Annotated in this window: 10 protein-coding genes; all 10 read right to left on the bottom strand. The window is 45.1% G+C overall.

The features are described from left to right. Window positions 1-3: 3 nt before the first annotated feature. Window positions 4-1,191 carry a glycosyltransferase family 2 protein gene (locus tag R7E00_RS07355; RefSeq protein ID WP_006742949.1) on the bottom strand — a complete coding sequence of 396 codons (1,188 nt, stop codon included), beginning with the start codon at window positions 1,189-1,191 and terminating at the stop codon, window positions 4-6. Further along, window positions 1,184-2,302, bottom strand: coding sequence for a glycosyltransferase (locus R7E00_RS07350; RefSeq protein WP_258681050.1), 1,119 nt, complete (start codon window positions 2,300-2,302; stop codon window positions 1,184-1,186). The genes R7E00_RS07355 and R7E00_RS07350 overlap by 8 nt, the downstream gene beginning before the upstream one ends. A gap of 220 nt (window positions 2,303-2,522) precedes the next feature. Continuing rightward, a complete protein-coding gene (locus tag R7E00_RS07345; protein ID WP_006742947.1) occupies window positions 2,523-3,956 on the bottom strand; it encodes a GumC family protein in 1,434 nt (477 codons plus the stop codon). Continuing rightward, a complete protein-coding gene (locus R7E00_RS07340; RefSeq protein ID WP_262606084.1) occupies window positions 3,953-5,077 on the bottom strand; it encodes a glycosyltransferase in 1,125 nt (374 codons plus the stop codon). Before R7E00_RS07340 ends, R7E00_RS07345 begins: the two co-directional genes overlap by 4 nt. Before the next feature lie 115 nt (window positions 5,078-5,192). Next, complete coding sequence (locus tag R7E00_RS07335) at window positions 5,193-6,557, bottom strand: O-antigen ligase family protein (RefSeq protein WP_262606083.1); 1,365 nt, start codon at window positions 6,555-6,557, stop codon at window positions 5,193-5,195. Continuing rightward, the gene (locus R7E00_RS07330) at window positions 6,554-7,984 is read right to left on the bottom strand and encodes a lipopolysaccharide biosynthesis protein (protein ID WP_318124419.1); all 1,431 of its coding nucleotides are present in this window, start codon (window positions 7,982-7,984) and stop codon (window positions 6,554-6,556) included. The genes R7E00_RS07335 and R7E00_RS07330 overlap by 4 nt, the downstream gene beginning before the upstream one ends. Beyond that, window positions 7,977-9,149: a glycosyltransferase family 4 protein gene (locus tag R7E00_RS07325; protein WP_262606081.1), complete on the bottom strand. Its 1,173-nt coding sequence runs from the start codon at window positions 9,147-9,149 to the stop codon at window positions 7,977-7,979. Before R7E00_RS07325 ends, R7E00_RS07330 begins: the two co-directional genes overlap by 8 nt. A gap of 11 nt (window positions 9,150-9,160) precedes the next feature. Beyond that, on the bottom strand, window positions 9,161-10,345 hold the full coding sequence (locus R7E00_RS07320; RefSeq protein WP_262606080.1) for a glycosyltransferase: 1,185 nt from the start codon (window positions 10,343-10,345) through the stop codon (window positions 9,161-9,163). A gap of 144 nt (window positions 10,346-10,489) precedes the next feature. After that, window positions 10,490-11,560, bottom strand: a complete 1,071-nt coding sequence (locus R7E00_RS07315) for a glycosyltransferase family 4 protein (RefSeq protein WP_025766675.1) — start codon at window positions 11,558-11,560, stop codon at window positions 10,490-10,492. Continuing rightward, window positions 11,535-13,061, bottom strand: coding sequence for a sigma-54-dependent transcriptional regulator (locus R7E00_RS07310; RefSeq protein ID WP_262606079.1), 1,527 nt, complete (start codon window positions 13,059-13,061; stop codon window positions 11,535-11,537). The genes R7E00_RS07315 and R7E00_RS07310 overlap by 26 nt, the downstream gene beginning before the upstream one ends. Window positions 13,062-13,308: the final 247 nt, after the last annotated feature.

Raw genomic sequence — 13,308 nt, 5'->3', positions numbered from 1 at the left:
TCCTTATTGGTTGACGCGTTTCCAACGTCCATTTTCCATTCCTAGCAAATACTTCATACCGCCGATGAAATTGGCGAGATGACCAATGACGATATAGCTAATCAGTTTAAAAGGCTTGACTGTGTTAAGTGCAGGCACCAAGTAAGTGACAAGTGCGATACCATAAACACAGGCTTGAGCGAGCAGCATTATTTGAAACAGCGGGTTGTGTGCCAGTAGCAGTGAACAAACCAAGCAAACAATCATCAAATAGGGTGTTGCCAAGCGCAGAACCTTTCCCGATAGAAATGCAAAGGCAGTGCCACGATAGCGAGGTAGCAGTAATTTCTTTAATTGCATGAGCTGCTGCATGTTACCCGCTGAAATTCTTAGGCGTCGCTTGAAGTCTGCGTCGTCTGAGCTTTGTTCGAGTTCAAGAGCTAGCATGTTAGGTTCGTAGATAGCGTTATAGCCTCGCAAAACGATTCTCATAGGGAGAATAAAATCGTCATTAATGGTGCTGACTTCAAGTGGTTCAAATAGGTGGGTTCTGAATGTATAAAACGCACCGTGAGAGCCAATCGTTGAACCTAGCAAGGATTCTTGGTGCTTCACTCGAGACTGGTATTGCCAGTACGCTGCTTCACCTTGGTTATCGGTACTCATTATTTGATATGTCGCGTTAACCACTCCAACCTTCTCATTTTGATAATGCTGACTAGCTAGCAACAGAGAATCGCAAGAAATCAATGCCGATGTATCACTCAGTGCGGTAATGTCCGAGCTAACATGACGCATTTCTTCGTTGAGTAGGGCAACTTTACCGCGATTGACTTGGTGGTCATTAATGATGAACAGTGTATCGGAGCAGATTGCTTCTTGAATCGTCGCTTGAGCAATCTCGGCTGTGTTATCTGTGCAGCCATCACATGCGATCACCACTTTCAATTTATCTCTTGGGTAATCTAAGCTCGCAAGGTTGCGGATCTTTTCTGCTATCCATTGTTCTTCATTGTAGGCGGGCACGATGACAGTAATAGATGGTAACTGACTGTCTGTTTGAGAGGCTTTGTAAGCTCGCTCTACAAATGGTGCTGTGGTTTTTTGCTGTTTTAAAGGAAGCCATTTAAGTAGCAATGGATAACCAACATGATGATAGACAATCAAAAATGCGGATAAACCAAAACCTGTAATCCAAAGTAAATCATTCATAGCTAGCCTCCTTGGCCAAACGTGAGTAGCGACTCACCATGTCTCTGATATCAAAATGTTTGAGAATAAAAGTTCGAGGAGAACCATGGGTTGATTTCAATTGCAGCGACAAAGCTTCCGCCAAAGAGAACACACGGTTGGCTTCAACCAATGTGCTGTTAATCGGGCAGAGCGTCTCTTTCACGCCACCAACATCGGTTGCGACACAAGGAACGTCACATGCTTGAGCTTCTAGTGTTGAGAGGGGGAAACCCTCTTGAAGCGACGGTAAACAAAATAAATCGAGGCTTTGGTAAAAGCTGGGCATATCGTCGACCAAGCCTAAAAAGGTAACGCGATCCTCAAGTTTTAACGTTCTAACTTGTGCTTCCAATTGAGCTCTCTGAGAACCATCTCCAGCAATGGCTAGGTGTGTGTTTGGCGTAAGATGAGAGAAGGCTTCGATAAGCACTTTATGGCCTTTAACTGCTTCTAAACGTCCAGCGACTCCAATCACGGTTTTGTTGGCTGGAAGCCCAAACAAGTTTCTCTTGGTTGCTTGATTACCGCTTTGAAATTTCTGGCAATCGATTCCATTATGTATGGTGCAAACTTTGCGGTAATTCAGTTTTTTCTGGATTTGTTCGGCGACAAAGTTCGCATCGGCAACCACATGTGGACGAATCATTTTTAGCAGTAGGGACTGCAGTCGAGCTGACTTTCTGCTATTCAGATGCCAGGCGTCGTGCTCAGTATGGATAATTACTGGCACCTGCGCTAAGCGTGCCGCAATCCCACCATATAAGAGTGGTCCGATATGGTGAGTGTGAACCACATCAGGCTTAAGTCCTTTGAGCATGGAAGTCAGCGTACTGATGGTTGTCCCGCTGAATCCAGGTTTCTTATTGAGAAAGTGCAGTTGGCCTTGGTAGGCCGAAAGTTTTGACCAGCATTGCAGTGCTTGTGCTTTGCTTCCCTCTAAACTTACGACAAACACGGAATGATTTGTTTGCGCAAAACGAAGCATCTCTAATACGAGCGTTTCCAAACCGCCAGGAGCTAAGTGCTGCACGACGTGTAATATCACTTTTTTATTGCGTTGAGTGCTATTTTGTTTTTGTCTGAATTCCATTCTCAAACCCTCGTTGAGTTCTTTGTTTATTTAGGAACTGCAGACTGCGTGCCAATAAATTAAGTTTTTAAAAACATGAGGTTAATGGCAATGCATATGAAGGGCGATGTTTATTCTCAATTTGAGATTCATATTAGTGGAAACCTTATGCGGAGTTAGCATAAGCACAAAAAGAAAAGCACTCGCTGACCGAGTGCTTGTAATGGAGTGTTAACGGCTGTTAGCTTCCGTATACCACTTTAGGTAGAGTGGTGATCACAGGAACGCCAAGGTGCTTTTCTAATGCTCTTTTAGAGCGGATAGAGTTATCGGCTAACTCAAGTATCGTCGCTAATCCAATGCCCAAACCCGCGCCACCGATAAACCCTAAAATGACAAACACAAAACTAGGTAAGTTAGACGGAATGGTTGGTGTGAAAGGCTCATCAATGATTTTCACGCGTTTATTCTCTTCAAATACGCCAAGTGAACCAGTTAATTGAGCCATTTCATAACGCTCCACAAGGTCATCATACATTTCTCTTTTTACCGCGACATCACGAGCTAGGCGGTTGATTTCTGTTGCTGTGCTACCAAATCGATGCGCATTACTTTCTAACTCTTGAATCATTGTTCGTAAGCTATTGGTTTCTTCTGTGAGGGCTTCAAAGCGTCCGCGCATAATTTGCAGTTGGTGAAGCTGAGAGACCAGAAGAGGCTGAGCTTCTCCAAGACTGTTTACGGTGGTATTGCTTGCGATATCCCAAAGTTGGGCGCTGTTTAATTCCGGTTGTTTAGAGTTCAATAGTACTGAGCGCTCTTGCTCCAAGCGGTTTAACTCTCGTAGCTTGCCTTGAACCATGCTATGCGCCTCAGTGTACTTGGCGCGAAGCAAAGTGAGCTCACTACGAATGTCTATGATTTGTTCTTCAAGCTTACCGATAACCGGGTTGGTTTTAGAAAGTTGTTGGTCCAAACTACCTAGGCTTCGGGTAACACCAGCAAGCTCCGCCTCTTTTTCTGCCAAGGTTTGTTTAAGGCTTGCCAGACGAGTCAGGCTTTGTGCTTGCATTTCAGGCGTCGCGTGAGAGTAAGTATTCTTGTATTCCGCGAACGCTTGCTCTGCTTTATCCAGCTCTTCTCTGCGTTTATTAATATGGATGGTTAAAAAGTGACTTGAATCTTTAATTGAAGATCGTTCAGGAGCTAAAAGCTGTTCGACAAAATGTTCGCTGACGGAGAGTAACATCGACTCCATGCCATTCGGTTTGCCACTTCGTAGTTGGATTTGAATGAAGTCCTTACCAAGCTGCTGAACAGACAAACGCGACGCGAGATCTTTAATGATGAACTCTTGCTCTTTGGCACTCATTTCGTCACTAATCAGCGCTTGTTCTTTGGCAACTGAGTACAAAACATGTCGGCTTTTTAGCAAGGTACTGAGTGCGCTCAATCGATCTTTCAGCATGGTTGAGACGGCAAGATCTTGAAGGAATGGGTTCATTTTCGCTGTCTCTTGGATAAGCATACTGGTATGAGCGACATAAGTCGTCGGAACCAGTTTACTTACGATGAAACCCAGCACAGGCAATACAAGCATAGGAATAACGATCATGTAGCGACGTCTCCAAGCACCATGTAACAGTACGCTGAGGTTTTCTCTTAAATCGTTCATAGCGCCCTCACTAATTTATCAACTTGGTTGGCTCTTGCTTCCCAGCTTTGCTGTTGAACAAATGACTTTGAATCTGTCGGTGGCGGTAGGAGGTGATCGAGACTGGCACGCACGTCTTCGACATTTTGAACCACATGAAGCATATGTTTGTAGGGCATTAATGCAGGAAACGGTGTGCTGATAACAGGGGTTCCTGTTGCCAAGTACTCAAGAAGTTTAAGCGGATTACATGCCTTGATTTGAGCGTTATCAACAAAGGGCAACCAACTGGCATCCCAGTGTTGGGAGTAACGTGGCAGAGTGTGATGCGCTCTCGGGCCCAGGTAGTATATGTTGCTTCTTTGTGGAAGCGGATTATCACTGAACTCGTTAGGGCCGATGAACACGAGATCCCAGTCAGGCTCTTGGTCTGCGACTTGGGCAATTAAGTCGTAGTCTAACCATTCAGACAAACTGCCATAAAAGCCCAGCACTTTGCGACCATTATTAGGAAAATCTTCAGCCTTAGGTGCTGGCTCAGAAAACAGACTAAAGTCGACACCGTGAGGCAAAGTGACGGTTTTACCAGATGGAAATTGAGTGGTGAGTTTGTCACTTGCTGTAAAAATCACATCAGCCGCGTTAACCAGTGTACGTTCATGCTTGGCAACCGTGTCGTGGTCAACACCAGCTAAAGCGCTAAAGTCATCGCCACAATAGTAAATTAGCCCACGTGAATTCATTTCCGCACAAACATCTGCGGCCGTCGGGAGCGATGTCCAAAATATAGGCTTATCAAAACCAAGAGCGTGTAACTGTTTATTGAGCTGGTATTTCATCATCTTAGCCGCTACTTTTCTTACCAGCGCAGAACTTGGAGCAGGAATAGTGAGTAGGTTAATGGTGTGAATATTTGGGTTTATTTCAGACTCTAACGTTGGCTTATGCGATCCGGTGTTATTAAACACACGAGTGAGCTTGTTTAACGCACGTTGCATGTCTTTAGCGGTCAGCCTAGGTTGACGCAGACCGATTGAGTTAACCCAAAGGATGCGGTGGCTCGTTGCTAGTCGTTTGACAATGTGTTGAGTGGAGGAGGGTAGCCCGCCAAAATCTTCTCCAAATACTACGATGTCTGTCATGTAGCTCTCCTTGAGTCTTCGTTATTTGATTACTAATCAAGAGAGTAATCACAATACGTGCCAAGGATTTATTTTTTATAAAACAGGCAATTAGACTTTCTATTGGTATTTGAAATTAGGGTTTCTCATTTTGACAATCACTTTGAACGATTCGGCTAACGACAACCGTTAATGCTGCCAGAATGTAAATTGGCCAAGTGAAACCTTGAGTGAGGAAAGTGCCTGATACGATGGTCCCGATCAGCCCACTTAAGACTGCGTTTGCTCCAACAGAGAGGGTGTAATCTGATTTTGGTGTCAACAATGAGATGGAATGCAAAGAGGTGCGAATCAATGACACAATCAACGTAATGAACACGGCGAGTCCAACAAACCCCGTTTCTGCTAATACGCCAAACCAAGTACTGTGTACGGCGTGATTGATACCGTCCCAGTGAGGGCTATAGAAATAGTAATTGAAGTAGAAATTATCAAGCCCAACCCCAGTTAACGGATGGTGGAGAGCCATTTTAAATGCGGCTTCCCACGCGTAAAGTCGCCCCATCGCAGAGGCATCTATACCATCCTCGGCTGCGCCACCCGATTCTCTCCCTGAGATACCAGCAAATGCGTAGAGTACGATGGCTGCGACGGCGCCTAGTACTAAGACTAACGTTTTGCTTTTGATATGCTTAAAGGCAAAGTACGCAAATACCGATAGAGAGCCTAACAAGCCCCCGCGGCTTTGTGTCTCAATAATCGCAAAAAACAATACCAAACAGGTAACAAGTGCAAAGAGCCGGAGATGCTTAGGTGAACGTTTTTCCATTAACTGACTAACGGTAAAGGCGAGAGGAAACATTAACACCAGCGCCAAGTCGTTCGGATCGCCGAGTACTGAACCTATGGAGCGTCCAATCGATACGCGCGTCCCTTCCACTAAATCAATGCCATTCGCTGCGTTTTGTAATGCGACTAAACCAATCAACAATCCGGCGAAAATTATCGCTTTCGACATTTGTGCTAACTGAGCAGGCTTGGTAATAAGCCAGGTGATCGCCAATGTCATAATGATGATTTTCCAATAGGTATTTTTGAAAACTGTAATGGCAATGTCACGACTGGAGGCGAAGACGATGCCGATGATCACCAGCCCCCAAAATATGCACAACCATTTTAATGAAGGGTGCCAAAAAGCCGTAAGCTGGCGACTTATCAAAAGGTGGAAAGCAAGTGCGGCCAGTGCCCCCAATGATAGTAGCAATGGGATCTTAAAGTTATAGATAACGGGAAACGCTTCATGAATACGGAAGAATGAAAAAATAACGAACAGCGTGACAAGCCAAAACGTTTGGTTGAGAACGAACAGTAAAGCCAGCGGGGCGAAACATAGTGCGACGATCAAAATAGGGTGAGGCATAACAATCCAAAGCAGGCCGATACAGACGGTAATCGTCAGCGCTGCGATGGACTGTTTTCTTCTCACCTTGGTTTCAGTCATAACGAGTATCTCTTCACCTGTCCACGCCATTTCACCATGTATCGAGTGAGCGCATTTAGCGTCTCTTTACTCATATAGCGAGTGGCTATCCCTGCCAGCAAAGTGCATGTCAAAATGCAAATTGCGATGGCGATGCCTATTGATTGTGAAGAGTGAAGCAGGAACAGTGCCACACCGGAGATAATCTGCAATAAAACCATCAGACTTAGGTGAAAAGGCAACGGCATGCATTGTTGGCCTACCACATAAGTCAGGCCAAGCTTACACAGTTGAGCGTAATAAAGCGCAATGAAAACTCCATAGATACCCAGGGACGATAGGCCAAACAGCAAAGCAATTGCAACGCATGCTGAGACGACATTAATACCCAGTAACCAGCGAGTACGACGCTTGTACAAAATGGAAATATTAATAAGTTCGCTCCACTCTTTTAGCATGGCGATAGGCAGTAAGAACAAGCTGAACAGTACCGCCTCATGATAGGTTTCTGGTAACAGGTAAGTGATCATCACCATTGCTAATGTGCCGACTGCAACACTTAAACCTGTAATGTAAATCATGCCTAGATGAGTGATGCGCACAGCTTCTGTACTCCTACGCGCTTCTAGGTAATTAAATCGACGTGGCATCCACCACATGCCAAATGGCTGAACTAAAATACACATGCCAACCGCAAATTTTACGGCTATCGCGTAAATCCCTAATGTCGCAAGTGAGGCGTTCGCGCCGATGAACCAGCGTTCAGCGCCATTGAGACAAAACGCAACCAACCCAGCCATCATCATTGGAAGACAGTAATTTAGGTATTGTTTCGCCACTGTCAGATTTGGCAGAGTCATGCTGTAGCGGTTAATGATGTGCAGCCAGACAAACTGAGTAATAGCAGCCAACAAGCCACCCCATAAAACAGAAATAACATGTGGGTGAACAGACAGCGCCGTGATGATGAAAATGACCTGAAAAACAGTGGTAGTCACCATGAGGTTAAGTAGGGTTCTTGCTTTGTCGTCCTGTGTTCTCAACCAAGCTGTGCCGATTGCGATACTGCCTTCTAGAACGATAGCAAACATAACAATAGCAAACTCGACTCGCGTAAAAGGTGCAGGAATAGGCGCGAGCATAATGATAGCGAGTAGGCATAAAGCCACGATGCCAGCGATGAATAAAGCAAGTGAGTACAGCTGGTTTAGAAGGCTTGTGCGCGTATTTTGATTCTTTTCAACCCCGACGAATCGATACAGCGCTTCATGTAAAGCGAAACTGACGAATAAGGTTGTGACAACGCCAAAGGTGGTAAGCAGTTCAAGCTTGCCCATTTGTTCTGGTGAGAGAAAGTGGGGCAATACAGGCAGCATGATTAAGCTGATGCTTTTGTTTATCACTAACGCGATAGCGAACAGCGACATATTGGTCATTGCTTTAGACATGGTCATATCCTTTGATGTATCGCGGTGTTTTGAGTTTACAATCGCCATTCGGTGCGGATTCTGCTGCAAGGTGCTGAGCGATTGGCAGATAACAACGTTCGGCCGTATAAAGTTGAGAAACGTTGAGTGCTTCGATACCCATTGTCACTTTCATCCATGGAGACTCATTCAAAAGGCGAATTGCGTTATGTAACGACGCCACATTGTTTGGTGTGTACTTGATGCAATTGCGGCCGTGCGTTAATACGCGATCCCAGTAGCTATCATCATGTGGGATGACGATGCACATGCCTGCTGCGAGAGCTTCTAAAATGGATAACCCAAAAGGTTCGTTAACACTGGTGGAAACAAACACACCACACTGAGAGCGTAGGTCATCGAGGTTATCTGGGCATTCATGCCATTCAACACCTTTTGTGGTGAAGTCTGGTGTTGAATATTCCACACCTGCCACATTTGGTTTGATGTAACACACGGTAGATTTGATCTCTTTTGTCTTATCAAGTGTTAAAGCATCAAGAAAAAGATCGATGTTCTTCCATTTTAGTAAGCTGGCCGCCCAGAAGATGCGGTTTGAAATCGGATTTGCTTGCTTTGGCCAGCGGTCTCTCGATAGTCCGTTAACAAACGTAGACGCATTCAAACCACACCAATAGCGTTCAGTGGCTGGCTTCTCTGTTTTGAGGTAGACCTGTAAGGCCTCTAGCATCGATTCTCGGGTGTTTGCCAAGTAATAAATTGCGGATGCTTTTACCAAGCAGTAGCCGGAAGATTTTGAACGACCAATTGGACCATGAACCATTTGTACCACAGGCTTTTTGCTGATTAATCTTAGTAAGTACAAAGGCATATCATTACTTGGGCAAGATAGACCTAAAAAGCTATCTATCTTTGGTAGTTTCATGCACGCAAAAATCAGTTGGATAAAGTAATACGCGTTCATTAACCAGTAAGTGAGGCCATGAGTGGAGCTCAATGGTGATGGTTTGATTTTGATAATCTGCACACGAGGCGTATCGCTAAGTAGTGACTCCCAATGCTCTGGATTCGTGGTCAGCAGATAACCAATTACGTTCAGTTTATCGCACTGTTTGAGGAGCTCTGCATTCGCAATTTTAGAACCACCTTGCATTGGGATGGCGTCGAACATTAATACACGTTTCATGACTGTCCTCCTCAATTGATGCTCAACCAGCGTGAAAGAGGCTTCATGCAGTGAGTCATTGGCATTGGTGTAATACTGTTGTTCTCAAGCTCACCTTCATAAATACGTTCAATGGCGCTTATGGATGCTGCAGTCGTGAGGTTTTGGCTAGCATGAAGATAGGCGTTTTCAGCTAGCCTGTTTCTTAGTGCTGAATCCTGCATGACTTGTTGGATCGCGTTTAATAAGCCTGCCATTCCGCGATTCTGGTACAGTAGCGCAGAGTGATTATGCTCGAACAACTCAGGGATGCCTCCTGTTTTAGGAGCCACGATAGGCAGTTGAGCTAAAGCCGCTTCCCCGAGCACGAGACCAAAGGCCTCTTCATAGGCGCCGCTAATAAAAGCGTCTGCATTACCACACATCCACGCTCCAGCATTGTGTTGCTCTCCGACAAAGTGCACTCGTTCTTGGATACCAAGATCTGCGGCAAGCTGTTGCAATGCTTCTCTTTCTTCGCCGTCACCAACAATAACAAGGTGAGGGTTGTGGTGGTGGTAGTTGTGCATGCGCATTGCCCGAATAAGGCGGTCAAACCCTTTGCGCTTAATCAGCGAACCCACCGACAGAAAGGTAAAGGCCTGTGATGGGATTCCGAGGCGATCTTTAATGTCGATGGGTGTATCCACGCCTTGAAGTGACACGCCGTTGTGTACGACATGAAGTTGGTTTTGCGGGTAGCCGTCCTGAAGAATTTCGCGTCCAACATCTTTGCTAACGCAAATCAATTTTGGAGAGAGGTGAAGTCCGAGAGAGAAGCGATCGCGCAATGTATAATGGCAATGAAGTTGCGTGACAAGTGGTATATGATTCATGCGAGCAGCCAAACACATCCATTGACAAGGGCCGCCGCTATTGACGTGTACCAAGTCGATGTTGTGCTTTTCGATCAATGCTGAGCCTTGTTTGATAAGGCTATTCCACCCGCTAATATCCCAGCGCGGAGCGCTCCAACCACCCACCAAATTGAAGGTTGAATGTTCCGCTTCAATTCCGAGCGATTGGCACTTATCGATTAATGGTTGGCAGTTGGACCATACGAATGGCTCAAACTTATCGCGGTCGATTCCTGAAAAGAGATCCAGAAGCACCACTTCACTGCCGCGAATCCAATTATCACCATAATGAACATATAGAATGCGTTTTGGCGTAGTCATAAGTCACCTCTGTCTCATCATTAATCTGCGTTAACTGCTGAGCTGCAATAGAGATGCCAAAATATGCCATTAGTTTATGTGATTGAATCTTATATGATATTTATGTTTGGAACTCATCATTCTCATATTGAGAACCAATATGGATTAGTGATCCGTTTCAATTTGATATTTTTGTAGCAATACGGGAATCACACTTTGCGCTGAGAAATCATCAATGATGGTTTGTCGAGCATTCTGGCGAATGAGTGATTGTTGCGCTTCACCAATCGACATCCAGTCATGAAGACATTTAGCAAGAGAGGGAATGTCTTCGACGATAAAACCATTTTTACCCGTTTGGATAATATCTGGAAGACGACCTACACGTAAGCTCATCACGGCAATGCCTCTCGACATGGCTTCAAGCGCCGCCATTGGAAGACCCTCATAACGAGAAGAGATGATAAGTACGCTGATATTTTCCCAAACACCTTCCATATCGGTTTGATGGCCGAAGAAAGTCACATTTGGAGGGGCAGTTTGATTAAGCGATTCTTTTTCTGGGCCATCACCGTACACACTAAACTGTAATGTTGGACAGAGCCTCGCTACCTCAATAAATTGATCGGCGCCTTTTTCCTGACTCAATCGGCCGACAAAAGCGATCTCCTGATAGTTGAGTTGACTGTTGGGAATCGAAACAAAGTTATTCAGCAGTTCTGAAGAACAAAAAACTTTGCGCTGAATACTTGGACTGACAGCAAAGCAATGGTCAGATAGGCAGCCTGAGCTTCTATCAAGCCAATCGTATAGCCATAGCTTCCCTGAGGACGATTCACCAGCATGATAAGTTGAAATCAAACGAGGAAACGTACGGGTGAGCAGTTTGGCGCAGCGCGACAAAATCGACGCTTTATAACCATGGGAGTGAACCACTGAGGGTTGGTGATTGGCGACGGCGCTTGTTAGGTGTTTAATTTTTAAAGCTTTATTGGGCTCGCCAGACAAATAGTTTAAGTAACTCACAGGGATCGCGGCTTCTTTTGCCTTCTGTACAATCTGAGCAGCTGGTGAATACTCAGTGGTTAGCACAACTCGAGCTTTGTGTCCAAAGGCTATTAATCCCCGAGCTAGCTCGATAACGTGACTTTCAATGCCGCCGAATAGACGGCTATCAAGCAAGATCCAAATTTCACCAATGGCAGGTTTATCAAGATTGTTCGAGATTAATTTCATCCGCTTCCCACGCTTGTTTTTTTCGGTAAACCGTAGATGGGCTTAACTCCAGCATGACAGCGGCGTTGAGGACGTTGCCATCACAGTACGCAATTGCGTTTTGAATTGCTTCACGCTCTACTTGCCACATAGGGCGAATGGTTCCATCAGAGTTAAAGTACGGTGAGGTAGCAGCAGAGGACGGTGTACCAAGCTGCTCCGCTGCGGTAATCGACGGTTCGACCGCAGAAGGTGAGGGTTCCTCAGTATAAACAGGTGGTGGTGTGATTGGTGCAATGTTTGCTGACTCTTGAGCAACATGCGCAGGCGTCGTTGTTTTCGTCACTTTAGACTTTTTAGTAAGTTGAGCGGGTAGGTGGCTCACCGTGACTTTTTCGTCGTTATTAAGCACCACAATGTTACGTATGATGTTTTGTAGTTGCCTTACATTACCCGGCCATTCGTAATGCTTGATGATATGTTGAGCTTCACTGTCGATTGTTGAGAATTTCTTTTTGTCCTGTTTGGCGTAAGTGGTCAAGAAGTGCTTGGCAAGGGTGACGATGTCACTTCCTCGTTCACGTAATGGGGGCATATCGATAGGTATAACGTGCACACGGTAGTATAAGTCTTCACGAAAACGACCTTCTTCTACTTCTGTTAATGGATCTCGGTTAGTGGCACAAATGATTCTCACATCTACTTTCATTTCTCGAGTGCCACCAAGAGGGGTGTAAGTGCCCGTTTGTAGAAAACGGAGCAACTTCTTTTGCATCTCAAGTTCCATTTCACACAGCTCATCAAGAAAAAGCGTACCACCATGTGCCAGCGTCGCCGCACCTTTTCGATCTGTTGTTGCTCCAGTAAAGGCCCCTTTAACGTGACCAAAAATCTCACTTTCCATCAAATCTCGTGGAATAGCCCCACAGTTAATTGCAATAAAAGGCTTGTCTTTACGGTCGCTCTGGCGGTGGACGGCTTCAGCACAAACTTCTTTACCTGTGCCGCTTTCTCCCACAATAAACACACTAGCAGAAGTTGGCGCAACAGCATCAATGGTCTTGTATACCGCCTGCATCGGGAGGCTTGAACCGATGAATCCGTGATAGTTGTGGCGATCAAACTTGGACTGAATATTTTCCACCAAATCTTCCAATTTGGCGCGTTTGAGGTGCAATGCGACTGATGTTTTTAGGCGATCAGCGTTTATGGGCTTTTCTAAGAAATCTTCCGCACCTTTTTGAATTAGATTAACGGCTAAGTCGACGCTGCCGTGTGCCGTAGCAATAATAACGGACGTAGGAATGTCATTCTGGTTGATCCAATCCAACACGTCTTCGCCAGACATGTCGGGCAGTTTCAAATCGAGAATGATGAGCTGAGGTTTGCTTCTTTCAATAAATTGAATCGCTTCGCGACCTGTCTCGACATGAAAAATGTCATAAGGTTCGTCTTTCACATACTGCTTATAAAGTATGGCTAGTGAAGTAGAGTCCTCTACCAGTAACACCCTTGGTCTCATAGTCCCATCCCAACGTAGTTTGTTTCATTTTTTATGATTTTTGTCAGCACTACTATTTGGCATTATGAGTGGTTTATAGCTCTCTAGTGCTGAAAATTCTCAATTTGAGAAAAGCGTTATTTAAGTATTAGCACAAGGTAGGAAATTTGCGAAAAATCCATACTTTTTAATTGATTAAGTTATGCCCAAATAATTTAAAGGTGTGTGGCTTGGCGAGGGTGATTGAATTTGGAGCCTAAATTTCTGA

The sequence above is a fragment of the Vibrio sp. Vb1755 genome (genome assembly GCF_033338635.1).
Taxonomy (GTDB): domain Bacteria; phylum Pseudomonadota; class Gammaproteobacteria; order Enterobacterales; family Vibrionaceae; genus Vibrio; species Vibrio alginolyticus.
Note: the sequence above shows the minus strand (reverse complement) of the source record. Positions and strands in the feature narration are given on the sequence as shown.

Coding starts and splice junctions, on each gene's coding strand:
- R7E00_RS07355 (WP_006742949.1), bottom strand. CDS start 1,191: ATGAATGATTTACTTTGGATTACAGGTTTTGGTTTATCCGCATTTTTG.
- R7E00_RS07350 (WP_258681050.1), bottom strand. CDS start 2,302: ATGGAATTCAGACAAAAACAAAATAGCACTCAACGCAATAAAAAAGTG.
- R7E00_RS07345 (WP_006742947.1), bottom strand. CDS start 3,956: ATGAACGATTTAAGAGAAAACCTCAGCGTACTGTTACATGGTGCTTGG.
- R7E00_RS07340 (WP_262606084.1), bottom strand. CDS start 5,077: ATGACAGACATCGTAGTATTTGGAGAAGATTTTGGCGGGCTACCCTCC.
- R7E00_RS07335 (WP_262606083.1), bottom strand. CDS start 6,557: ATGACTGAAACCAAGGTGAGAAGAAAACAGTCCATCGCAGCGCTGACG.
- R7E00_RS07330 (WP_318124419.1), bottom strand. CDS start 7,984: ATGTCTAAAGCAATGACCAATATGTCGCTGTTCGCTATCGCGTTAGTG.
- R7E00_RS07325 (WP_262606081.1), bottom strand. CDS start 9,149: ATGAAACGTGTATTAATGTTCGACGCCATCCCAATGCAAGGTGGTTCT.
- R7E00_RS07320 (WP_262606080.1), bottom strand. CDS start 10,345: ATGACTACGCCAAAACGCATTCTATATGTTCATTATGGTGATAATTGG.
- R7E00_RS07315 (WP_025766675.1), bottom strand. CDS start 11,560: ATGAAATTAATCTCGAACAATCTTGATAAACCTGCCATTGGTGAAATT.
- R7E00_RS07310 (WP_262606079.1), bottom strand. CDS start 13,061: ATGAGACCAAGGGTGTTACTGGTAGAGGACTCTACTTCACTAGCCATA.